The organism is Aggregatibacter valvarum (assembly GCF_980468985.1).
In genome coordinates this window covers 487245-511362 of sequence record NZ_OZ413141.1, presented here as the reverse complement: position 1 = coordinate 511362, position 24118 = coordinate 487245, and the positions used below count along the sequence as shown (strand labels likewise).

Sequence of the window (24118 nt, the reverse complement as noted above, 5' to 3'; positions counted from 1 at the left end):
TTCATTTTAAAAAGATTTTCTTATTAGGCAAGGAAAAATGTGATTGAGGCGACATTTTTTAGCTTTTTCTCAGCAACCCTAAAACTGACTTGCTATAATCCTTTTTAGTTAATATTAAGTTGAGGTCGTTATGAGCGATATTGCGATTACCATTAGCCTACTCGCTTTGGTTGCCGTGATCGGTTTATGGATAGGTCATTGGAAGATCAGAGGCGTCGGTTTTGGGGTAGGCGGCGTGTTATTCGGCGGCATTATTGTGGCGCATTTTACCAATCAATATGGATTGGCATTAGATACGCACACATTACATTTCGTGCAAGAATTCGGCTTGATCCTGTTTGTTTATACCATCGGGATTCAAGTCGGTCCCGGATTTTTTTCCTCGTTGCGCCGTTCTGGATTAAAACTGAACGGTTTTGCATTTTTGATTGTCTTGCTAGGTGGGCTGACTGTGGTTTGTATCCACAAATTAGCCAACGTGCCTTTAGACATTATTTTGGGAATTTACTCCGGTGCGGTGACTAACACGCCTTCTCTTGGCGCAGGGCAGCAAATTTTGTCAGAACTTGGGGTCAACAGCACCACGGCAACCATGGGGATGGCATATGCCATGGCGTACCCTTTCGGTATTTGCGGCATTTTGCTGACCATGTGGTTAGTGCGTTTGTGTTTCCATGTAAAAATTGATGAAGAAGAACAACATTTTCAACGTGAAAGTGGACAAGACAAAGAAACCTTGACCACAATGGACATTAAAGTCACAAATAAAAATTTGGATGGCTTGCGTTTAATTGCCGTACCGGGATTTGGCGCCGGCGATGTGGTTTGTTCCCGTTTAAAGCGCGGGGACAGTATGTGTGTCCCGAAAGCGGATACGGAAATTTATTTGGATGACGTATTGCATTTAGTGGGGGAAAATGAAGCCTTACAAAAAATGCGATTAATTATTGGCGATGAGCTTTCGGTTAAAATGACGACCGCCGGTGGCGATATTCGTTCCGAGCGGGTGGTAGTGACCAGCGAGAAAGTCTTAGGGAAAAAAATCAAATCCCTTGGTATTCACCAAAAATACGGTGTCGTGATTTCCCGTTTAAACCGTGCCGGTGTGGAATTGGTGCCGACCGCCAATACGACTTTGCAGTTCGGTGACGTATTACACATGGTCGGGCGCACCGATGTGATGAACAATGCCATTTCGGTGATCGGCAATGCGGCACAAAAATTACAACAAGTCCAAATGCTACCAGTATTTATCGGTATTGGCTTGGGTGTGCTTTTCGGCTCTATTCCTTTTTATATTCCCGGTTTTCCGGTGGCGTTAAAATTGGGCTTAGCCGGTGGGCCATTAGTGATTGCCCTGATTTTGGCGCGTATCGGGACGATTGGTAAGCTATATTGGTTTATGCCGCCAAGCGCTAACTTGGCATTACGTGAGTTGGGGATTGTCTTGTTCTTGGCCGTGGTTGGGTTAAAATCCGGCGGCAGTTTTATGGACACCTTATTAAACGGTAGCGGGTTGGAATGGATGGGCTACGGCATCATTATTACGTTAGCGCCATTACTCATGACTGCAGTTATTGCCCGTTTATACAGTAAATTGAACTACCTTTCTTTGTGCGGCGTGCTTGCCGGCGCCATGACTGATCCTCCGGCATTAGCGTTCGCGAATGCGATTAAAGAAGACAGCGGTGCCGCAGCGTTATCTTATGCCACCGTGTATCCGCTGGCGATGTTCTTGCGGATCATTTCGCCGCAGTTATTGGCCTTGTTACTGTGGAGTTTCACATAACGAGAAACGCGCATTTTTATGACCGCACTTTGTTTCACCAGATTTTATGGAGGCAAAAGTGCGGTTGTTTTTTAGGTGATTTTGGGTCGTTCACTTCACAGAACAGGGAAGATCCAGTAAAATGAGCCGATTTTTTGCTAATACAAAAGGAAAAAAGATGAGCCTACCTATTTATAAAAGAATTTTGTTAAAACTCAGCGGAGAAGCCTTACAAGGCGATGAAGGTTTCGGCATTGATGCGTCTATTCTTGATAGAGTGGCGCTAGAAATCAAAGAACTGGTTGAAATGGGTGTGGAAGTGGGTGTCGTCTTAGGTGGTGGCAACTTATTCCGCGGTGCTAAATTGGCTAAAGCAGGAATGAACCGTGTGGTCGGCGACCATATGGGAATGCTTGCTACCGTCATGAACGGTTTGGCAATGCGTGATTCGCTTTTCCGTGCGGATGTGAATGCAAAATTAATGTCGGCATTTCAATTAAACGGCATTTGTGACACTTACAACTGGTCTGAAGCCATCAAAATGTTGCGTGAAAAACGCGTTGTCATTTTCTCCGGCGGTACAGGCAGCCCGTTTTTTACCACAGATTCCGCCGCATGCTTACGTGGTATCGAAATTGAAGCGGATGTTGTGTTAAAAGCAACGAAAGTGGATGGTGTATATGATTGCGATCCGGCAAAAAATCCAAATGCCATGCTTTATCCGCACCTTACTTATGCCGAAGTGATTGATAAAGAATTACAAGTGATGGACTTAGCGGCCTTTACCCTAGCTCGTGATCACGGTATGCCGATCCGCGTGTTCAATATGGGGAAACCGGGCGCGCTACGTCGCGTGGTTATCGGTGAACAAGAAGGCACATTGATTTGTGCAAAAGATTAGTTTAACGGTTTGATTTATTTAGTAGAGAAGGAATTATCGTGATTAACGACATTAAAAAAGATGCGCAAGACCGCATGGAAAAAAGCCTTGAAGCGTTAAAAGGCCATATTGCAAAAATTCGTACCGGCCGTGCACAACCAAGTTTGTTGGATGCGATTCAAGTGGATTATTACGGCTCTGCGACACCATTACGTCAATTAGCCAACGTGGTGGCAGAAGATGCCCGTACTTTAGCGGTAACTGTGTTTGATCGTTCATTGATTCAAGCGGTAGAAAAAGCCATTTTAACCTCTGATTTAGGCTTGAATCCGTCTTCTGCCGGTACAACAATTCGCGTACCACTTCCACCATTAACAGAAGAACGTCGCCGTGATTTGATTAAAATTGTGAAATCAGAAGGCGAGCAAGGCAAAGTCGCGATTCGTAACGTTCGCCGTGATGCTAATGATAAAATCAAGGCCTTGTTAAAAGATAAAGAAATCAGTGAAAACGATCAGCATAAAGCTGAAGCCGAAATTCAACAAATTACCGATAAATTCATCAAAAAAGTCGATGAAGTGTTAGCGGAAAAAGAAAAAGAATTACTCGATTTCTAATCATAAGAACAGGTTAACATCAGACGCAGTGCCTTACTGCGTCTTTTCTTATATGGGCGGATGAGGTTTTCATACTGCCCGAAAAATTGACAAAGTGCGGTCGAAATTTTATGCAAAAAAAACAAAAGGTCGTGATTCTTGGCGCGACAGGTTCCATCGGTAATAGCACCCTTTCGGTAATTGAACACAATCCGGAAAAGTATGAAGCGTTTGCTTTAGTCGGGGGGGCCAATGTGGATGCGATGTTTGAAAAATGCGTGAAATTTCGACCGCACTTTGTTGCCTTGGCTGATGAACATGCAGCAAGACATTTGCGTGAGAAAGTAGCTACGCATCAGCTCCCGACGCAAGTATTTGCCGGTCAACAAGCGATTTGTGAATTAAGCGCGTATCCTGATGCAGACATTGTCATGGCAGCGATCGTTGGTGCAGCCGGATTGTTGCCAACGTTGTCAGCAGTGAAAGCCGGCAAAAAAGTTCTGTTGGCAAATAAAGAGGCATTGGTTACTTGCGGCCAGATTTTTATTGATGCGGTAAAACGCTATGGCGCGCAGTTATTGCCGGTAGATAGCGAACATAATGCGATTTTCCAATCGTTGCCTCCGCAGGCTCAACAACACATCGGATTTTGCCCGTTGGCAGATTTGGGCATCAGCAAAATTGTGCTGACCGGTTCGGGTGGGCCTTTCCGTTACACGGATTTAAGCGAATTTGACGGTATTACACCGGAACAGGCGGTGGCACATCCTAACTGGTCTATGGGCAAGAAGATCTCTGTGGATTCCGCAACGATGATGAACAAGGGGTTGGAGTATATTGAGGCCCGTTGGTTGTTTAATGCGACAGCCGATGAAATGGAAGTCATTATTCACCCGCAATCCATTATTCACTCCATGGTACGCTACATTGATGGCAGCGTTATTGCGCAAATGGGGAATCCTGATATGCGCACACCGATTGCAGAAACTATGGCGTATCCGCACCGCACTTTTTCCGGCGTAGCGCCGTTAGATTTTTACCAATTAAATGGGTTGACTTTTTTAGCACCGGATTATCAACGTTATCCTTGTTTGAAACTGGCGATAGAGGCTTTTGCGGCAGGACAGTATGCGACCACTGCCATGAATGCGGCGAATGAAGTGGCCGTACAAGCCTTTTTAGATCGCCAAATTAAATTTACGGATATTGCCAAACTGAATCAGGCTGTCGTGGAACAAATGCCGTCGCAACAAATCAAACAGATTGATGATGTACTGGAGGTGGATCGTGCTGCTCGTGAATATGCACGACAACAATTGGCACACTGGTCACACTGATATTTTGCATTGAGAAGGGATAATGACAGAATTAGATCGGAATAATATTCCGCAACACGTTGCGATTATCATGGACGGCAACGGGCGTTGGGCGAAGCTGCAAGGGAAAATGCGCGTTTTTGGACATAAAAACGGCGTGGCGGCAGTACGTGAAGCCGTGTCTTATGCTCGTAAAATCGGGGTGAGATATTTAACCTTATATGCGTTTAGTAGCGAAAACTGGAACCGCCCCGAGCAGGAAGTGAGCGCATTAATGAATTTATTTATGCAAGCGCTTGATTTTGAAGTGAAAAAGCTGCATAAAAATGACATTCGTTTGAAAATTTTAGGCGACATTTCCCGCTTTAGTGCAGGCTTGCAGGAAAAAATCAAAAAAGCGGAAAAATTAACGGAAAATAACACCGCACTTACGTTAAATATTGCCGCGAATTATGGCGGGCGCTGGGATATCGTTCAGGCGGCACAGCAGTTGGCAGAGCGGGTTCAAACGCAACAAATCACTGTTGCAGATATTAACGAAGCTTTATTGCAACAACATTTGGTGACGAAAGACGAGCCTGAAGTGGATTTATTGATTCGTACCAGTGGTGAACAACGCATTAGCAATTTCTTATTGTGGCAAACAGCCTACGCGGAATTGTATTTTTCTGATGTACTGTGGCCGGATTTTAATGAAGCCGAGTTTCATCAGGCGATTTTATCTTATCAACAACGTCATCGCCGTTTTGGTGGGACTGAATAATAGAGGAATATATTGTGCTTAAACAACGAGTTATTTCGGCAATTGTGTTAATTGCCCTTGTCTTTACCGCATTATTTTTATTTTCACCTTATTATTTTGCCCTTGCCTTGGGGGTGGTTGTGGTGTTAGGCGTTTGGGAATGGACGCAGTTTTTTAATTTCAAGCAACCCACGTTTTGGCGCTATGCCATCACCGGTTTAAGTGCTGCCTTTTTATTCCTCTGGATCTATGGGGAAGGCAATTATTTAGATGCCGGCCGTGTATTTGAACTGTATGCTCAGCCGATTTTATTGGGTGCGGTTATTTGGTGGCTGGTGGCCTTATTTTTTGTGGTGACTTACCCGAAAACTAGTGTCATTTGGGGCAAACATTCTGTCTTACAATTCTTTTTCTGTTTCTTTACCTTTATTCCATTTTTAATCGGCGTATTATTGTTACGTTTAGATCATTATGTGACAGAACCTTACCACGGCATTATGCTGTTGTTGTATGTGTTTATTTTGGTTTGGGTGGCGGATTCCGGTGCATATTTTGTCGGTCGTAAATTGGGTAAACACAAATTGGCACCGAAAGTGTCTCCGGGAAAATCTTGGCAGGGGGCGATTGGCGGTTTGGTGATGGCAGGTATTGTTGCAGCCATTTTTGTGAATGTGGCGCAACAAAGTTTGACCGCGAATGTCTCATCCGGAGCCTTTATTGGTCTGTCGGTGGCAACGGTTGCCATCTCTATTTTAGGCGATTTAACGGAAAGTATGTTTAAACGCCAAAGCGGTATTAAAGATAGCAGTCATTTAATTCCGGGGCATGGCGGTATTTTGGATCGCATTGACAGCTTAACGGCGGCGGTTCCATTCTTTGCCTACTTCTATTTCTTTGTATTATAGGATTGGCGATATGTCATTTTTGTGGTCAACCGTTTCATTTCTGATTGTGATTGCCGTTTTAGTGACGGTACATGAATATGGTCATTTCTGGGCGGCACGAAAGTGCGGTGTGAAAGTCCATCGTTTTTCTATTGGTTTTGGCAAAGTCATTTGGTCGCGTACCGATAAACAAGGGACAGAATTTGCCGTGTCGGCCATTCCTCTTGGGGGCTATGTCAAAATGCTGGATGGACGCAATGAAGAGGTGCCTGATACCTTAAAATCGCAGGCCTTTGATCATAAAACGGTCGCTCAGCGCGCATTTATTATTGCCGCCGGTCCGCTTGCGAATTTCTTGTTTGCCATTTTTGCTTATTTTCTCGTTTATTCCATTGGCATTCCGAGTATTAAGCCGGTAATCGATGAGGTTCGTCCCCAATCGATTGCTGCAATGGCACAAATACAGCCGAACACCCAAATTACGGAAATTGATGGCGTTTCAACCGCTGATTGGGAAACCATTAATATGTTGTTAGCCACCAAGTTAGGGGAAAGCAAAGTTGATCTGACATTAGTGGAATTTGGTTCTAACATTGAACAGCATAAAACTTTAGATTTATCCAAATGGACGTTTGATCCTGAGAAACAAAGTGCATTCGGATCCCTCGGTATTGTACCGGTGAGAAGTAAAGTGGATATGATACTCTCTAAGATTACTGAAAATTCACCGGCAGAAAAAGAAGGATTACGAAAAGGCGATAAACTCTACTGGTCGGATAACAGTAAAATTGAGTGGCATACGTTTCTAGAAAAGGTTCAAGAAGGCAAGCCATTAACCCTAAAAGTAGAACGTGATGGTGTGTGGTTTGATAAAACACTTACACCAGAACTGAATGAAAAAAAACGCTGGTTTGTGGGAATTTCCCCGACTTTTTATCCCTTGGCTAATGAATATCGTACTGAATTAAAGTATGATATGCTTGAAGCCTTACAAAAAGGGGTAGAAAAGACCTTTCAACTCTCTTGGTTAACGATTAAAGTCATCGGGAAATTAATCACCGGCAATTTGTCTTTGAATAACTTAGGCGGTCCAATTTCCATTGCCAAAGGGGCAGGTGCCTCTTCTGAAATTGGTCTGATTTATTACCTGAGTTTTATGGCATTAATTAGTGTTAATTTGGGCGTTATGAATTTATTTCCATTACCAGTACTGGATGGGGGACATCTTGTCTTTTTGGTGATGGAAGCGTTGAAAGGAAAACCAGTTTCCGAGCATGTGCAGAATGTGAGTTATCGAATTGGTGCTGTCTTGTTATTGATGTTAATGGGACTTGGACTGATTAATGATTTTTTACGTTTATAACTAATTACGTATCTTATACAGGATAAAATTTACGATGAAAAAACTCTTAATTGCAAGCCTCTTATTTGGTTCGACGAGTGTTTTAGCCGGCACCTTTGTCGTACAAGATATTCGTGTTGATGGCGTTCAGTCCACTACTGAAAACAGTATTATCGCCAGTTTACCGGTACAGGTTGGGCAAAAAATCAACGACGCCAATATTGCCGATGTCGTACGTACGCTTTTCTTAAGTGGTCAATATGATGATGTTCGCGCTTCTCAACAAGGCAATACGCTTGTCATTTCAGTCATACCGAAATCCATTATTTCCGATGTAATTTTAGAAGGAAATAAAACCATTCCGGATGAAGCACTAAAACAAAATTTAGATGCTAACGGCTTCCAAAAAGGGGAGATATTAAATCGTGAAAAATTAGAAACATTTCGTGCAACATTAGAAGATCACTATCACAGTGTTGGTCGTTATAATGCGCAAGTAAATACGATTGTCAATCCGCTACCGAATCATCGTTCCGAAATTAAATTGCAAATTAAAGAAAACGATGTGGCGTTGCTTAAAGAGCTCAATTTTGTCGGCAACCACGTTTTTAGTAAAAGCAAACTGCAAGATCAAATGGAATTACAACCGGATGCGTGGTGGAAACTTTTCGGTAATAAATTTGATCCGAGCCAATTCAACAAAGATCTCGAAGCCATTCAAAACTATTATTTTGACCATGGCTATGCCAAAGCGAAAGTCACCGGCACCGACGTGCAGTTAAATGATAAGAAAACAGAAGCCCGCGTCACCATTAATATTTCTGAAGGTGATAAATACACGGTGAAAAACGCACGTATTCTCGGTGATTTAGGCGGTATGAAAGATCAGTTGGCACCAACATTAAATCAAATTCACCTTGATCAATATTTCCGTGGCAGTGATGTACACGCTGTTGAAGACAGCATTAAATCTATTTTAGGTGAAAAAGGCTATGGTAGTGCCCAAGTGAGTGTACAGCCGGATTTTGACGATCAAGATAAAAGCGTTAATTTAAGTTTCGTTGTTGATGCCGGCAAACGTTATTCTGTGCGCCAAATCCGTTTTGAAGGAAATACTGTCACTGCCGATAGCACATTACGCCAAGAAATGCGTCAACAAGAAGGCAGTTGGTTATCCACCGACTTAATCGAACTCGGTAAAGTGCGGTTAGATCGTACCGGATTTTTTGAAACCGTAGAAAGCCGTACCGAACCGGTTGAAGGCAGCAGTGATGAAGTGGATGTGGTGTACAAAGTCAAAGAGCGTAACACCGGTAGCATTAACTTCGGGGTTGGTTATGGTACGGAAAGCGGTTTAAGCTATCAAGCCAGCATCAAACAAGAGAACTTCCTTGGTATGGGATCATCCTTAAGTCTTGCCGGTTCCCGCAATGACTACGGAACCAGTGTTAACTTAGGTTATACCGAACCGTATTTCACGAAAGACGGTGTGAGCTTGGGTGGAAATATCTTCTTTGAAAACTATGACAACTCAAAAAATAGTAATTCCGCTGCTTATACAAGAACAACTTACGGTGGCAATGTTACTTTAGGTTTCCCAGTGAATGAAAATAACTCCTATTATGTGGGTTTAGGCTATGTTTATAATAAATTGAAAAACATTACGCCGGAATATAGCCGCGCGCTCTACCTAGCCTCAATGAATTATGATAACTGGGCATTCCGCTCCCATGACTATGATTTTTCTTTCGGTTGGAACTACAACAGCTTAAATCGTGGTTTCTTACCGACCGAAGGGGTCAAAGCCACCTTTGGTGGAAGAGTGACCATTCCTGGTGCTGACAATAAATACTATAAACTCAATGCAGATGTTCAAGGATTCTATCCGCTAAATCGCGATCAAACTTGGGTATTATCCGGTCGTTTAGGGGCATCCTATGCTAATGGCTTAAGCGGTAAACGTTTACCGTTCTATCAAACCTATACGGCAGGTGGTATCGGTAGTTTACGTGGTTTTGCTTACGGTGCGGTAGGTCCACAAGCGATTTATATCAATCCACGCGCTTGTAACCCAGCTAGCGTAACCACCAAATCCGAGTGTTATAGCCTACTTAACGGCGATATCGTTGGAGGTAATGCAATGACATCTGCCAGTGTAGAATTGATCATGCCAACACCTTTTGTTTCGGAAAAAAGCCAAAACTCCGTGCGCACATCATTATTTATTGATGCCGCAAGTGTATGGGATACGCATTGGAAAGCTGAGAAAAATCAATTTGCTCACTTAAGCACCAAGCTACCTGACTATGGCGATCCGTCACGTATTCGTTCTTCTGCCGGTATTGCCTTCCAATGGCAATCACCAATCGGTCCGCTGATCTTCTCTTATGCTAAACCGATTAAGAAATACGAAAATGATGACATTGAACAATTCCAATTTAATGTCGGTGGTTCATTCTAATTTAATGAACTTAAGTTAATTAATAAACTCTAATCACTTGTTTGTGCCAATGTTGCATTGGCACAAATTAATTTTTTAATCTATAAAAAGGAAATTTTACTCATGAAAAAAGTCATCAAACTTGTTCTTATTTCAGCCATCTTAATTTTCACTTCTCGTTTAGCCATGACAGAAGAAAATATTGCATTTGTGAGTGCAGATTATCTCTTCCAAAATCATCCTGAACGTAAAGCAATCGCAGCAAAATTAGAAACAGAATTCAAAGCGACTGTGGAAAAATTGACAGAAAACAAGAAAAAGGTCGATGCAAGAATTGCGGATGTACAGAAAAAAGTGGAAGCAAAAGTCGCGGCATTACAAAAAGATGCACCGAAATTGCGTGCTGCCGACATCAAAAAACGTGAAGATGAAATTAATAAATTCGCCAGCACCGAACAAGCGACAATCAATAAGTTAGTGGCAGAACACGATCAACAAGTTCGTATCTATCAAGATAACTATGCAAAACGCGAAAACCAAGAAACCTCTAAATTGGTTGAAAGCATTCAAGCCGCAACTAATGCCGTGGCAAAAGAAAAACACTACACTATCGTGTTAGATGATCGTTCTGTTGTCTTTGCGGCAGACGGTAAAAATATCAGTGATGATGTTCTAAAAGCGATTTCCGCAGCAGCTGCGAAGGCTAAATAATGAGATCCTATTCTCTTTCAGAATTAGCACAACAAATCGGCGCTACCATTCGTGGTAACGCCGATGTTGTTGTAAGTAATATCGCTCCTTTAGATAAAGCGAATGAACATCAGCTAACATTTATTTCTAATGCAAAATTCCGTGAAAAACTGGCACATTCACAAGCCGGTATTTTGGTGGTGTCCGAAGCAGATGTGGAATTTTGTTCAGCGGAAAGTAATTTGCTTATCGTGAAAGATCCTTATGTTGCCTATGCAAAATTAGCACAATATATGGATACCACCCCAAAAGCAGCAAGCGGAATTGCAAAAAGTGCGGTCATTTCTGACGACGTTTTGTTAGGTGAAAATGTCTCTATCGGTGCAAACAGTGTGATTGAATCCGGCGTTGTGCTAGGTGATAACGTGGTGATTGGCGCAAATTGTTTTATTGGTAAGAACACCAAAATTGGCGCACACACCCAACTTTGGGCGAATGTATCCGTATATCATGAGGTGGAAATTGGCCAGCATTGCTTGATTCAATCCGGCGCAGTCATTGGTAGTGATGGGTTTGGTTATGCCAATGAACGCGGTAAATGGATTAAAATCCCGCAAGTCGGACAAGTGATTATCGGCAATCACGTGGAAATTGGTGCTTGTACCTGTATTGACCGTGGCGCATTAGATGCAACCGTAATTGAAGATAACGTGATTATCGATAACCTTTGTCAGATTGCCCATAACGTGTATATCGGCACGGGGACCGCGGTTGCCGGTGGGGTGATTATGGCAGGCAGTTTAACCGTAGGACGTTATTGTTTAATTGGCGGCGCGAGCGTGATTAACGGGCATATGGAAATCTGTGATCAAGTGACGGTTACCGGCATGGGAATGGTCATGCGTCCGATTACCGAACCGGGCGTGTATTCTTCCGGTATTCCGCTCCAAACCAATAAAGAATGGCGCAAAACAGCGGCATTGACGCTTGGCATTGATGGTTTAAATAAACGCATTAAAGCCCTTGAGAAAAAACTGAAATCAGATGAGTGACGTTTCGTTCATTTTGTGTTGATGCGTTAAATCACGTATAATTTAACGCGTATTTTTTGTCTCTTATTTAATATTAAAAGGTAATCCCGTGACTGAACAAACTTCAAGAATTATCGAATCTCATGAAATCATGCAATTATTGCCACACCGCTATCCTTTTTTGTTAGTGGATCGAGTGCTTAATTTTGAAGAAGGCAAATGGTTGACTGCGATTAAAAATATCAGTGTGAATGAGCCTTGTTTTACCGGTCATTTCCCGGGAAATCCTATTTTACCGGGCGTGTTAATTCTTGAAGCCATGGCGCAGGCTATGGGCATCTTAGCGTTTAAAACCCATGAGTTGGCCGGTGGTGAAATCTTCTATTTCGCCGGTGTTGATGAAGCCCGCTTTAAGCGTCCGATTGTTCCGGGCGATCAAATGGTATTACATGTTGAAGTGATTAAAGAACGCCGTGGTATTACTGCCTTTACCGCTACAGCAACCGTTGACGGCGAAGTGGCCTGTGAAGCGAAACTAATGTGTGCTCGTCGCGTAGCATAATTCAGACAAGGGGATAAATATGATTCACCCAACCGCCAAAGTTCATCCGCAGGCCATTGTTGAAGAAGGTGCAAAAATTGGTGAAAACGTGGTTATCGGCCCGTTTACCATCATCGGTAAAGACGTTGAAATCGGCAAAGGCACTGTCGTCCACTCCCATGTTGTGATTAATGGGCATACACGAATCGGTGAAGATAATGAAATTTATCAATTTGCCAGTATCGGTGAGGTGAACCAAGATCTTAAATATCAAGGCGAGCCAACACGTGTTGTGATCGGTAATCGTAACCGTATTCGTGAAAGTGTGACTATTCACCGTGGTACTGTACAAGGTGGCGGTGTGACGAAAATCGGTGATGACAACTTATTCATGATTAACGTCCATATCGCTCATGACTGCGTGATTAAAAACCGTTGTATTTTAGCCAATAACGCCACCCTTGCCGGACACGTGGAATTGGACGATTTTGTGATTGTCGGCGGAATGTCTGCAATTCACCAATTCGTTGTCGTAGGTGCTCATGTGATGTTGGGCGGCGGTTCCATGGTCAGCCAAGATGTGCCGCCCTATGTCATGGCGCAAGGCAACCATGCTCAACCGTTTGGTGTCAACATCGAAGGATTAAAACGTCGCGGTTTTGATAAACCGACAATGCATGCGATTCGTAACGTTTACAAAATGATTTATCGCAGCGGTAAAACATTAGATGAAGTGATGCCGGAAATTGAACAAATTGCCGCAACGGAATCGGCGATCAGTTTCTTCTTGGATTTCTTTAAACGTTCCACTCGCGGCATTATCCGTTAATCCTTTAAATCATTCATCTATTGCCGACCGCTCTTTTCTATGACTAAAAGAGCGGTCGTTTTTTTCAGAGTTTTGACTATGCCAAATTCAATATTCCTCAATCATTCCCCAACCATTGCAATCATCGCAGGCGAAGTCTCCGGTGACATTCTCGGTGCGGGTTTAATTCACGCCCTGAAAGCGCGTTACCCGAACGCCAAATTTATCGGTATTGGCGGTGAACGCATGATTGCCGAAGGATTTGAAACGCTGTTTGATATGGAAGAGCTATCCGTGATGGGATTGGTGGAAGTGCTGAAACATCTACCACGCTTACTCAAAATTCGCCGCAGTATCATTGAGCAATTATCGGCCTTAAAACCGGATATTTTCATTGGCATTGATGCACCAGATTTCAATTTGGACGTAGAACTGAAACTCAAACAGCGGGGCATTAAGACCATTCATTATGTGAGTCCGTCCGTGTGGGCGTGGCGTCAAAAACGCGTGTATAAAATCGCAGCGGCCACCAATTTAGTCCTTGCCTTTTTGCCTTTTGAAAAAGCCTTTTATGATCGTTTCAATGTGCCTTGTCGTTTTATTGGTCACACTATGGCGGATGCCATTCCGTTGAAACCGAATCGTGATGACGCCTGCCAATTATTGAATTTAGATCCTGCGCAGCGTTATGTGGCGATGCTGGTGGGCAGTCGTGGTTCAGAGGTGGAGTTTCTGAGTGAACCTTTCTTACAAACTGCGCAACTGCTACATCAACGCTATCCGGATGTTAAATTTCTTGTGCCGTTAATTAATCAAAAACGTCGTCAGCAATTTGAACAAATCAAACAACGCGTCGCGCCGGAATTGGACATGATTTTATTGGATGGCAATGCGCGTGCCGCCATGATCGCCGCCGAGGCAACCTTGCTCGCTTCCGGCACAGCCGCATTAGAAGCCATGTTATGTAAATCCCCGATGGTAGTCGGGTATCGCATGAAGCCTTTCACCTATTTCTTAGCAAAACGGTTGGTGAAAACCCAATATATTTCTTTACCTAATTTGCTGGCAGATGAAATGTTAGTGCCGGAATTAATTCAAGAAGACTGTAATCCGGCGAATTTGGCAGAAAAATTGTCCCACTATTTAAGTGAGGACAAAAGTGCGGTGCAAAATCGCCATGTTTTATTACAACGTTTTGCCGAATTGCACCAAATGATCCAATGCAATGCCGATCAACAAGCCGCCCAAGCAGTGATTGATTTATTGGAGCCATCCCATGGATAAGTTTGTGTACCCACAGGGCTATGCACTGATTGCCGGCGTGGATGAAGTGGGACGCGGGCCTTTAGTCGGTGCGGTGGTGACGGCAGCGGTGATTTTGGACCCGAACAATCCTATTGAGGGGCTTGCCGATTCTAAAAAACTGTCGGAAAAAAAACGTTTATTGTTAGCGGAAGAAATTAAGCAAAAAGCCTTGGCGTGGGCGCTTGGGCGAGCGGAACCACATGAGATTGACGAGTTAAATATTTTGCATGCCTCCATGCTTGCTATGGAACGGGCGATAAAACATTTGAAAATTCAACCGCACTTTGTGTTGGTGGATGGCAATCGGATTCCACCGAATTTGTCGATACCGGCCCAAGCGGTTGTTAAAGGGGATGCTTTAGTCGCGGAAATTAGCGCGGCGTCTATTTTGGCAAAAGTCGCACGAGACCAAGAAATGTTGGAATTGGATCAACAATATCCACAATATGCCTTTGCGCAACACAAAGGCTACCCAACGAAATTGCATTTGGAAAAAATCTCCGAATTTGGCCTTTTACCACAGTATCGCCGTAGTTTTGCGCCTGTTAAAAAATTATTAGAATCGCTATAATTTAACCTGCATTTGAACATTTTTAGCACGGAGGGCGCCATGAACCAATTCACCAGCTTATTTGATTCTTTCCGTCCAGAACCTTGGGTGTGGGTGCTGTTGTTGCTCATTGCTTCCGTGATTCTCTTCATTCGTAACCGCATTCGCATGGACGTCGTCGCTATTTTGGTGATGCTGGCGTTCAGCCTCAGTGGCATTTTAACCGTACAAGAAGTGTTTGCCGGTTTTAGTGACCCCAATATTATTCTGATTGCCTTATTGTTCATTGTTGGGGAAGGCTTGGTACGCACCGGCGTGGCATATCAAGTGAGTGAATGGCTGTTAAAAGCTTCTCATAACAGTGAAGCCCGAGTCTTAGTTTTCATGATGTTAGCCGTGGCAGGGCTGGGGGCCTTTATGAGTTCTACCGGTGTCGTGGCCATTTTCATTCCTGTGGTGTTGATGATTTGTCGCCAAATGAATATCTCGCCGAAACGTTTGATGATGCCACTAAGCGTTGCTGGGCTTATCAGTGGCATGTTGACGTTGATTGCGACAGCGCCCAACCTGGTGGTGAATGCCGAATTGGTACGCGAAACCGATATGCGCTTGAAATTCTTCGATTTTACGCCTATTGGCTTGGTGATTTTGTTTATGGGGATCGGCTATATGCTGGTTGCCCGTCGTTGGTTAAAGTCCGATAAAGAAAATGAAACTAATAGCATGGATAAACGTTCCATGAGTGATTTGATTCATGAGTATGGTTTGCAACAACGCACGCAGCGTTTTGTGGTGAAAAAAGGCTCTCCGCTTATTGGTAAAAATCTGGATGAATTACATTTACGTTCTAAATTTGGTTTGAATGTGTTAGCAATTGAGCGTTGGAAGCGTTTTCGCCCGATATTTATTGCGGCGCTTGGTTCCTCAGACGTCCGTGAGAAAGACATTTTATTGATGGATAGCAGTGATCCTGAATTTAATTTAAAAGCCTTTTGTCAGGAATATCATTTAGAGCGGGCGGAAATTCGTGCGCAGTTTTTTTCGGAACAAGCCAGTTCGATTGGTATGGCGGAATTGATTTTAGTGCCGGATTCTGACTGTATCGGGAAATCGACTGAAGAACTTGCTTTCCGTTCCAAATACGGTTTGAACGTGGTGGGCATTAAGCGTGACGGAGAAGTGCTTGGCGGACATTTTGTCGAAACGCCATATAAAGCCGGGGATTTATTGCTGGTGATTGGCGATTGGAAACTCATCCAGCAAATGCGTAGTCACAGTAAAGATTTCTTTGTGTTGAATTACCCAAGTGAAATTACCCGTGCCGTGCCGGCGCAAAGCCAAGCCCCTTATGCTTTGTTGAGTATTTTAGTGATGGTGCTGTTAATGGTGACCCGCGTTGTGCCAAACGTTGTTGCTGCTTTAATTGCCTGTTTAATGCTAGGTTACTTCCGTTGTGTGGATAGCAAAAGTGCCTATGATTCGATTCACTGGTCAAGTCTTGTATTGATTGTAGGCATGATGCCATTTTCGTTGGCTTTACAGAAAACCGGCGGGGTGTCGGTGATTGTCGAGTTAATGCTGAATTTCGTAGGTGGCATGGGCAAACATTGGATTTTAATTAGCCTGTTTATTCTCACTGCCATTGTCGGTTTATTCATTTCTAACACAGCGACTGCCATTTTGATTGCGCCAATCGCCATTACCATGGCACATCAACTCAATTTATCCCCGATGCCATTTGCGATGGTGGTGGCTATCGCTGCTTCTGCCGCGTTTATGACGCCGGTGTCATCGCCGGTGAATACCATGGTTTTTGGCCCCGGCGGTTATAAATTTGCTGATTTTGTCAAAATTGGCGTGCCGTTCACTCTTTTAGTAATGTTAGTGAGCGTGTTTCTTATTCCTTTACTCTTTCCTTTTTAAGGTTTAAGGAGAATGTGATGAGTATTTATGATCTGAAACCTAAGTTCCAAAATTTGTTACGTCCACTCGTGATAAAGCTGGAACAACGTGGTGTGACCGCCAATCAGGTGACTTTAACTGCGTGTGCCATTTCTATCGTTTTAGGGCTAATTTTGACCGCACTTTCTGACTACAACTGGCTTTTTATTTTGATTCCTATTTGGTTGTTCGTGCGTATGGCACTTAATGCCATTGATGGTATGTTAGCGCGTGAATTTAACCAAAAATCTCGTTTGGGCGGATACCTAAATGAAATTACCGATGTAGTATCCGATGCCGCGTTATACCTACCTTTTGCTTTTGTCTATCCTTTTGATGGTTTGCAAATCGGCTTGATCATTTGGTTATCGGCGTTAACGGAATTTTGTGGTGTGCTCGGGCAAGTTAAAGGCAAAACCCGCCGTTATGACGGTCCATTGGGCAAAAGCGATCGGGCGTTTTTGTTCGGCGTGTTGGGCTTAGTTTATGTTTTTGCCCCAACGTTACTTGATTTTCTCTATTGGGTGCTTTGGGTTGACATCATTCTGTTAATTGTCACTTGTGTCAAACGCGTGAAGTCCGGTTTAGCCGAAGTGGGTAACGAATAGGAGCGTGATTATGTTAGCCAAATTGATTGATTTTCTTTTGTGCCGTTTTACCTCCTTCATCACTGGTGTCCGCCCGCAAAAAAATGTGGAACAGCAATCGGCGGATAAACATCGTTTGTATTTTGCCAACCATAACAGCCACGGTGATTTTATTTTGTTGTGGGTCTCTTTGCCTTATCAAGTGCGCAAAAACACCTGCCCGGTTGCCGGCGCGGATTATTGGACAAAAGGGCCGATTCGTCGTTTCTTGGCGTACAACGTGTTCAATATGTTGCTGATTGAGCGGGGAGGCGACAATCCACAAGCCATTACCCAACAAATTAGCGATGCCCTGCAACATCATTCTCTGATTATTTTCCCTGAAGGCACCCGTAAAATGGACGATGATGTGGCGCTACAACCTTTCAAAAGTGGTTTGTATTACATCGCAAAGCAAAACCCGCAATTAGAACTTGTGCCGGTATGGATTAGTAATATGCATAATGTTTTGCCGAAGGGGTTTGTGGTGCCAATTCCACTGTTGTGTGATTTATACATGGGAGAGCCGCTCTTCTACAGTGAGGCGGAAGACAAAACCGATTTCTTGAACCGTGCCGAACAGGCGTTATTAAGCCTAAATTTAACCGAAAAAGGGAAAGCATAATGGAAATATGGCAACTGTTTGGTGGGTTAATCATCACCTTAATTATTGCGTCATCAATCGGTTATGGATTGAAATTCAAAGTCGGCTTTTCCACCCCTCATGCGGTAATTGATAATCTTAACGCACGCATTAATGCCTGGTGGGTCATGATTCTGATCATCTTTGCCGCCGCGGCATTGGGTTTTTATGGCGTGATCGGGTTATTTTTTGTCATTTCTTTCATGGCATTGCGTGAATTTTTATCGTTGCTTTATATTCGTCGTGGCGATCATCTCGCACTTGCCGCTTGTTTCTACGTCATACTGCCTCTTCAATATTTTTTAGTGGCAATCGACTGGTTCAGTATGTTCACCATCTTCATTCCGGTGTATGGCTTCCTGTTTTTGCCAATCCTCTCCGCCTTGTTGGGCGACACGGCGCATTTCTTAGATCGTTCCACCAAAGTGCAATGGGCATTGATGATCAGCGTCTTCTGCATTTCCCATATCCCGGCAATCCTGACATTAGACATTGAAGGTTTTGAAGGTAAAAAACTGCTATTGATGATTTTCTTGATTTTAGTGGTGCAATCCAGTGATGTATTACAATATGTATGGGGCAAGTTGTTCGGCAAACACAAAATTGCGCCTAAACTTTCACCCTCCAAAACCGTAGAAGGTTTTGTGGGCGGTGTCATCAGCGCCAGTGTGCTGGGCGGATTGCTCTATTGGCTTACCCCGTTTAACCCGGTACAAGCGGTGTTAATGAGCTTATTAATCTGCCTGATGGGCTTTTTAGGTGGGTTGGTGATGTCTGCCATGAAACGCAGTATGGGCGTAAAAGACTGGGGGAATATGATTAGTGGTCACGGCGGTATGCTAGATCGTATGGATTCCCTTTGCTTTGCTGCGCCGATTTTCTTCCATGTGGTGAGATATTATTGGGCTTAGCACGTTAAACCTCATGTTTTAGACTTTGTTGCGTATGCTGAGGGGAGGCTATCGGCGGCTTTTGTCAGCACATTGAGCGCCTTTCCCTTTTTCGTTACAATAGGTTACCGTTTTATGTACATCAGCGTATGAGGCATGAACACGCGAAGATATGGTGAGCAGCGTATTGCCATTGATATCGCAAATCGGCTAAATTGCTTCTATATTTAATTTAAAAGTGCGGTTAAAAAATACGGTAAATTTTTACCGCACTTTCATTTCAGTGAGAGGAATGATTCCTTTGCGTTTCGTTCCATTTTTATTTCATAAAAGGATACAACTATGATTATCGTAACCGGCGGCGCAGGCTTTATCGGCAGCAATATCGTCAAAGCATTAAATGACATGGGTCGTAAAGACATTTTAGTGGTAGATAACTTAAAAGACGGCACAAAATTTATTAATTTGGTGGATTTAGACATCGCTGATTATTGCGACAAAGAAGACTTCATCGCCTCCATTATCGCCGGCGATGATTTAGGCGATATCGATGCCGTTTTCCATGAAGGCGCCTGTTCTGCCACTACCGAATGGGACGGCAAATACATCATGCACAACAACTACGAATACTCCAAAGAGTTGTTGCATTATTGCTTAGATCGCCAAATTCCATTCTTCTATGCCTCCAGTGCCGCCACTTACGGCGACAAAACCGAATTCCGCGAAGAACGCGAATTTGAGGGCCCATTGAACGTGTACGGCTATTCCAAATTCTTATTCGACCAATATGTGCGCGCCATTTTACCTGAAGCGCAATCACCGGTGTGCGGCTTCCGTTATTTCAACGTGTACGGCCCACGTGAAGGCCACAAAGGTTCCATGGCAAGTGTCGCGTTCCACTTAAATAATCAAATTCTCAAAGGTGAAAACCCGAAACTCTTCGCCGGTAGCGAACACTTCCGCCGTGATTTCGTGTATGTAGGCGATGTTGCTGCAGTGAACATTTGGTGCTGGCAAAACGGCATTTCCGGTATTTTCAACTGTGGCTCCGGCAACGCAGAATCTTTTGCTGAAGTAGCGAAAGCGGTGATTAAATTCCACGGCAAAGGCGAAGTGGAAACCATTCCATTCCCGGAACATTTAAAATCTCGCTATCAAGAATACACCCAAGCGGATTTAACCAAACTCCGCGCTACCGGCTACGACAAACCGTTTAAAACCGTGGCTGAAGGTGTGGCAGAATATATGGCGTGGCTAAATCGTCGATAATGGATAAAAAAATCGTGCTACGTCTGCAAAACGTAGCACGAGAATTATTTTCTTAAAATTGCACAACGTGCATCATCTCAATATGGCGTGACGGCATTGAATATCAATAAATGCTTTATGCTAACGCAACCTCTAACTCAAACACCATTTTGTGTGGAATCGCCCTAAACCCTTCATCTTCCAGCAAATGATGTTGTTGAATATCCTGTTCTACGGTAAGCCTTGTGGACTGTGTATAACTGACGAATTCTTTGGCTTTGGCGATAAGTGCGGTATAAATTTCATTCGTTTTCTCACTCTGACGAACAAAAATATCCGTTAATTGCCAATAACGTTGTAATTGCAAAGAAGATAGGCGGGGATATAACTGGATAAAACCGACCGCATGCTCATTTTGATCTAAAGCCAAGAAAAAGATGCTTTCACTAAAACGAATGCGATTGGTTAAGAAAGCCAATGTGCGCTCAGGGTTTTCTGCCATGCCATGAGCCAGACGATATTCTTCAAATAACGGCAGCAGAATTTCTAGGTTCCATTGTTCAGCTTTAAAAATTTTAATCATGAGAAAATCGGTCATTTTTTGTTAAATTTATACAGTAGATTGTATCTTTTTAGTGCAAAAGAATCATCTGTTACCAAGAAAATTTTTTAGAACGACGCTCTTTTTTACCGAAAAAGAGGGATTTTTTTGCTATAGTAGCCACAGTTTTTATTCAATCAGATTAAGGAGAAACAAAATGGCTCGTCGTCCTCTCGTTATGGGTAACTGGAAATTAAACGGTAGCAAAGCCTTCACTCGTGAATTGATCACCGGCTTAAAAGAAGCATTACACGGTGTGACCGGCTGTGATGTGGCAATTGCCCCACCGGTCATGTATTTAGCGGAAGCAGAAAAATTATTATCTAACTGTGGCTGCAGTTGCGGTGGTCAAAATATCATCCAATTAGGCGCACAAAACGTGGATGTGAATGTAAAAGGCGCTTTCACCGGTGATATTTCCACTGAAATGTTAAAAGATTTCGGTGCAAAATACATCATTATCGGTCACTCCGAGCGCCGTACTTATCACAAAGAAGGTGATGAATTTGTGGCGAAAAAATTCGGTGCGTTAAAAGAAGCAGGCTTAGTGCCGGTGTTATGTATCGGGGAATCCGAAGCGGAAAACGAAGCGGGTAAAACCGAAGAAGTCTGCGCGCGTCAAATTGATGCCGTCATCAATCTCTTGGGAGTAGAAGCCTTCAATGGTGCGGTGATTGCCTATGAGCCAATTTGGGCAATCGGTACCGGAAAATCTGCGACTCCGGCACAAGCACAAGCCGTGCATGCCTTCATTCGTGGTCATATTGCGAAAAAATCCCAAGCGGTTGCTGATCAAGTGATCATTCAATACGGCGGTTCTGTAAACGATGCGAATGCGGCAGAATTGTTTACCCAACCGGATATTGACGGCGCATTAGTGGGTGGCGCGTCCTTAAAAGCCCCTGCCTTTGCCGCAATCGTAAAAGCCGCAGCAAACGCGAAGAATTAATTTATTCTCGCTAAAAGAAAATCGCGAAAGAACCGCACGTTAATTGAATTTAAAGTGCGGTTCTTTTTTTATTTTAAAACGCAAAAAATATTGAAAACTTAGCAAAAAACGGTTAATTTTGCGCCCTTTTGAATTTATTTCTATTTTAGGGGAAAAATCATGCAACAAACCACGATAAAACAAACAGATACACAACAAACCAAATCGCATTATGAGCCAACCGCAATCAGCAAAAGTATTTTTGCCAGCCGTTGGTTACAACTGCCAATTTACCTCGGCTTAATTATCGTGCAGGGGATTTATGCGTATAAATTCATGAAATCGTTATGGGAGTTAATTGTCAACCTGAACGAAATGGATTCCAATACCATCATGCTGGCGGTGTTAAACCTGATTGATGTGGTGATGATTGCGAATTTATTAGTCATGGTGATTATCGGCGGTTATGAAATCTTTGTTTCCAAACTCCGCACACGCGGGCACCCGGATCAGCCGGAATGGTTGAGCCATGTCAATGCCTCCGTGTTGAAAGTTAAATTAGCCATGTCGATCATCAGTATTTCATCTATTCATATGTTACAAACCTTCGTTAACGCAACGAATATGCCGGAAAAAACGATGATGTGGCAGTTATTGTTGCATTTAGGTTTCTTGGCGTCAGCGATTGCCATGGCATATACGGATAAAATTCTTTATAGTACAAGCCACAAATCACATTAATAAATCAAAAAAAAAACGGTAAAACGAATGACTGAATGTATTGAAATTACGCCACAACAAGCTTGGGAAATGCTTCAACATGACGATGCGGCTGTATTAGCCGATGTGCGTGATCCGCAAACCTTTAGTTATGCCCATCCCAAAGGCGCGTTTAATTTAACGGAAGCCACTTGGCCACACTTTGAGGCGTTGTATGATTACGATCAGCCGATCATTCTCAGTTGCTATCATGGTATTAGTAGCCGTAACGTGGCAGCCTTTTTGCTGCGTAACGGCTATGAAAAGGTGTATAGTCTGCAGGGCGGTTTCGCCGCGTGGGAAAAGGCGAACCTACCGTTAGAGGCTGGTTATGCGTTAAACCCAACAGAGGCGATGTAATAGAAAACGCCGTAAAAAATGACCGCACTTAACGCCAAACCTCTGCGGGCAAAAGCCGGGTGGCGTTGATGGAGTTTATAGAAAACACGCGCCACGATGCCAAGGAGAAAAGGATAGACCCAAAGAAAAACGGACATGGCGGTGATTTGGTTGTCGCTGAGATGCTTATTATTCAATAAGTGCGGTGAAATTAGCATCGCTAACGGCCACAAGAATATCGGGAAACAAAAGGCCGCAATTGCCCATGTAAAGGGGCTGAACCCTGATGGCAAATTTTGATTTCTCATTTTTTCTCCATACGTAAAATTTTGGAACAGGAATATAGCAAATGCAACATTTGTTTGGTAGTGAAATCCCATCGTTAGCACAGCATTTCCGTGATGAAATTGCAAAAAAATATCACGTTGAACTCGTCATTCAAGAAACGCAAGATGCACAAGGCAATGTGGTTTATGATATATTTCTCCCACAAAATTCACCGCACTTTGACGCCATCATTGCGGAAAGCGAAAACTTCTTACAGGCATGGTTGGCGCAACAAAACGCCCGTGCATGGCAACAAAGCAGCGACAACACTCACGTTCATGCGGCATCACACCCCTCCTCTCACTTAAATAAGGCTTCCGTTTTTTCTTATCTTCAACAACAAAAAATCACCGTGATCATCACCGCACTTTGTGTCGTCATTTATCTTTTTATGCTTTTCGGTTTTGCCGAACCCATTTTGTTGGCAACGCATTTCCCCGAAGAGACGACGCAAGAAAGTGAAATTTGGCGTTATTTCACGCACACCTTAGTGCATTTATCCAATATGCACATTTTGTTTAATCTTACTTGGTGGTGGATTTTTGGTGGTGCCATTGAGCGTCAATTAGGTTCTTTAAAACTGCTGCAAATTTACTTCTTTGCCGGCGTGATAAGCGGCATAGCGCAAAATCTTGTCAGCGGCCCGGCATTTTTCGGCTTATCGGGTGTTGTCTATGCGGTGTTAGGCTATGTGTTTGTGTTGGATAAAATCCATAAACAAACTGCTTTTGCATTGCCGGACGGTTTTTTCAATATGTTGCTCGTCGGGATTTTAATCGGCTTTGCCGGCCCGTTAATCGACATTCAAATCGGCAATACGGCACATATTTCAGGATTGTTGGTGGGCATGGGACTCGCTTGGATGGATCGAAAAATTCGCATTAAGTCGTGATTTCCCCCATTAAATACGCTACATTGGCACG

At 43.4% G+C, this 24118-nt stretch carries 25 protein-coding genes; 23 read left to right on the top strand and 2 right to left on the bottom strand.

What is annotated here, in order from left to right; genetic code table 11:
• Positions 1–130 precede the first annotated feature (130 nt).
• The 19 genes from AC30SF_RS02395 to rfaD all read left to right on the top strand — a co-directional run bounded on the left by AC30SF_RS02395 (position 131) and on the right by rfaD (position 20262).
• Entirely contained in the window at positions 131–1789 is a 1659-nt protein-coding gene (locus tag AC30SF_RS02395) for a putative transporter (RefSeq protein ID WP_489607448.1), read from the top strand.
• A 157-nt stretch (positions 1790–1946) separates the two neighbouring features.
• A complete protein-coding gene (pyrH, locus tag AC30SF_RS02390) occupies positions 1947–2669 on the top strand; it encodes a UMP kinase (protein WP_489607447.1) in 723 nt (240 codons plus the stop codon).
• A gap of 38 nt (positions 2670–2707) precedes the next feature.
• Positions 2708–3265: a ribosome recycling factor gene (gene frr / locus AC30SF_RS02385; protein ID WP_489607446.1), complete on the top strand. Its 558-nt coding sequence runs from the start codon at positions 2708–2710 to the stop codon at positions 3263–3265.
• Between the two features lie 110 nt (positions 3266–3375).
• Positions 3376–4581 carry a 1-deoxy-D-xylulose-5-phosphate reductoisomerase gene (gene ispC, locus AC30SF_RS02380; RefSeq protein ID WP_489607445.1) on the top strand — a complete coding sequence of 402 codons (1206 nt, stop codon included), beginning with the start codon at positions 3376–3378 and terminating at the stop codon, positions 4579–4581.
• A 22-nt stretch (positions 4582–4603) separates the two neighbouring features.
• Positions 4604–5323 carry a polyprenyl diphosphate synthase gene (gene uppS / locus AC30SF_RS02375; RefSeq protein WP_489607444.1) on the top strand — a complete coding sequence of 240 codons (720 nt, stop codon included), beginning with the start codon at positions 4604–4606 and terminating at the stop codon, positions 5321–5323.
• A gap of 14 nt (positions 5324–5337) precedes the next feature.
• Positions 5338–6207, top strand: coding sequence for a phosphatidate cytidylyltransferase (locus AC30SF_RS02370; RefSeq protein ID WP_489607443.1), 870 nt, complete (start codon positions 5338–5340; stop codon positions 6205–6207).
• A gap of 10 nt (positions 6208–6217) precedes the next feature.
• Positions 6218–7549: a sigma E protease regulator RseP gene (gene rseP / locus AC30SF_RS02365; protein ID WP_489607442.1), complete on the top strand. Its 1332-nt coding sequence runs from the start codon at positions 6218–6220 to the stop codon at positions 7547–7549.
• Between the two features lie 34 nt (positions 7550–7583).
• Entirely contained in the window at positions 7584–9989 is a 2406-nt protein-coding gene (gene bamA / locus AC30SF_RS02360) for an outer membrane protein assembly factor BamA (RefSeq protein ID WP_489607441.1), read from the top strand.
• 102 nt (positions 9990–10091) lie between these two features.
• Entirely contained in the window at positions 10092–10679 is a 588-nt protein-coding gene (locus AC30SF_RS02355) for an OmpH/Skp family outer membrane protein (RefSeq protein WP_295975629.1), read from the top strand.
• The gene (gene lpxD / locus AC30SF_RS02350; RefSeq protein WP_489607440.1) at positions 10679–11710 is read left to right on the top strand and encodes a UDP-3-O-(3-hydroxymyristoyl)glucosamine N-acyltransferase; all 1032 of its coding nucleotides are present in this window, start codon (positions 10679–10681) and stop codon (positions 11708–11710) included. The genes AC30SF_RS02355 and lpxD overlap by 1 nt, the downstream gene beginning before the upstream one ends.
• 130 nt (positions 11711–11840) lie before the next feature.
• A complete protein-coding gene (gene fabZ, locus AC30SF_RS02345; RefSeq protein ID WP_021615694.1) occupies positions 11841–12251 on the top strand; it encodes a 3-hydroxyacyl-ACP dehydratase FabZ in 411 nt (136 codons plus the stop codon).
• 19 nt (positions 12252–12270) lie between these two features.
• Positions 12271–13059: an acyl-ACP--UDP-N-acetylglucosamine O-acyltransferase gene (gene lpxA / locus AC30SF_RS02340; RefSeq protein ID WP_006716881.1), complete on the top strand. Its 789-nt coding sequence runs from the start codon at positions 12271–12273 to the stop codon at positions 13057–13059.
• 78 nt (positions 13060–13137) lie between these two features.
• Positions 13138–14322 carry a lipid-A-disaccharide synthase gene (gene lpxB / locus AC30SF_RS02335; protein ID WP_489607439.1) on the top strand — a complete coding sequence of 395 codons (1185 nt, stop codon included), beginning with the start codon at positions 13138–13140 and terminating at the stop codon, positions 14320–14322.
• Positions 14315–14914, top strand: a complete 600-nt coding sequence (gene rnhB / locus AC30SF_RS02330) for a ribonuclease HII (protein ID WP_489607438.1) — start codon at positions 14315–14317, stop codon at positions 14912–14914. Before lpxB ends, rnhB begins: the two co-directional genes overlap by 8 nt.
• A 39-nt stretch (positions 14915–14953) precedes the next feature.
• Positions 14954–16816: an SLC13 family permease gene (locus tag AC30SF_RS02325; RefSeq protein WP_489607437.1), complete on the top strand. Its 1863-nt coding sequence runs from the start codon at positions 14954–14956 to the stop codon at positions 16814–16816.
• 17 nt (positions 16817–16833) lie between these two features.
• Positions 16834–17442 (top strand): CDP-alcohol phosphatidyltransferase family protein, encoded by a 609-nt coding sequence (locus tag AC30SF_RS02320; protein ID WP_489607436.1) that lies wholly within the window; start codon positions 16834–16836, stop codon positions 17440–17442.
• Between the two features lie 10 nt (positions 17443–17452).
• Entirely contained in the window at positions 17453–18085 is a 633-nt protein-coding gene (locus AC30SF_RS02315; protein WP_489607435.1) for a lysophospholipid acyltransferase family protein, read from the top strand.
• Positions 18085–19014: a phosphatidate cytidylyltransferase gene (locus AC30SF_RS02310; RefSeq protein WP_489607434.1), complete on the top strand. Its 930-nt coding sequence runs from the start codon at positions 18085–18087 to the stop codon at positions 19012–19014. The genes AC30SF_RS02315 and AC30SF_RS02310 overlap by 1 nt, the downstream gene beginning before the upstream one ends.
• A 321-nt stretch (positions 19015–19335) precedes the next feature.
• Entirely contained in the window at positions 19336–20262 is a 927-nt protein-coding gene (gene rfaD / locus AC30SF_RS02305; RefSeq protein WP_296026979.1) for an ADP-glyceromanno-heptose 6-epimerase, read from the top strand.
• 115 nt (positions 20263–20377) lie between these two features.
• Here the strand turns inward: rfaD and AC30SF_RS02300 are convergent, their stop codons facing one another.
• The gene (locus AC30SF_RS02300) at positions 20378–20824 is read right to left on the bottom strand and encodes a GNAT family N-acetyltransferase (protein ID WP_033002467.1); all 447 of its coding nucleotides are present in this window, start codon (positions 20822–20824) and stop codon (positions 20378–20380) included.
• Positions 20825–20999: 175 nt separating this feature from the next.
• Here AC30SF_RS02300 and tpiA point away from each other — a divergent pair, with 175 nt between their 5' ends.
• The 3 genes from tpiA (at position 21000) to glpE (ending at position 22889) form a co-directional block, all read left to right on the top strand.
• Positions 21000–21791, top strand: coding sequence for a triose-phosphate isomerase (gene tpiA, locus AC30SF_RS02295; RefSeq protein WP_489607433.1), 792 nt, complete (start codon positions 21000–21002; stop codon positions 21789–21791).
• A gap of 159 nt (positions 21792–21950) precedes the next feature.
• Positions 21951–22511 (top strand): TIGR00645 family protein, encoded by a 561-nt coding sequence (locus tag AC30SF_RS02290; protein WP_489607432.1) that lies wholly within the window; start codon positions 21951–21953, stop codon positions 22509–22511.
• Positions 22512–22538: 27 nt separating this feature from the next.
• Entirely contained in the window at positions 22539–22889 is a 351-nt protein-coding gene (gene glpE, locus AC30SF_RS02285; RefSeq protein ID WP_489607431.1) for a thiosulfate sulfurtransferase GlpE, read from the top strand.
• On the opposite strand, the gene AC30SF_RS02280 is transcribed toward glpE, so the two are convergent.
• Positions 22859–23176 carry a DUF5389 domain-containing protein gene (locus AC30SF_RS02280; protein ID WP_489607430.1) on the bottom strand — a complete coding sequence of 106 codons (318 nt, stop codon included), beginning with the start codon at positions 23174–23176 and terminating at the stop codon, positions 22859–22861. The genes glpE and AC30SF_RS02280 overlap by 31 nt on opposite strands.
• A gap of 41 nt (positions 23177–23217) precedes the next feature.
• Here AC30SF_RS02280 and AC30SF_RS02275 point away from each other — a divergent pair, with 41 nt between their 5' ends.
• Positions 23218–24087 carry a rhomboid family intramembrane serine protease gene (locus tag AC30SF_RS02275; RefSeq protein ID WP_489607429.1) on the top strand — a complete coding sequence of 290 codons (870 nt, stop codon included), beginning with the start codon at positions 23218–23220 and terminating at the stop codon, positions 24085–24087.
• The last annotated feature ends 31 nt before the right edge of the window (positions 24088–24118 follow it).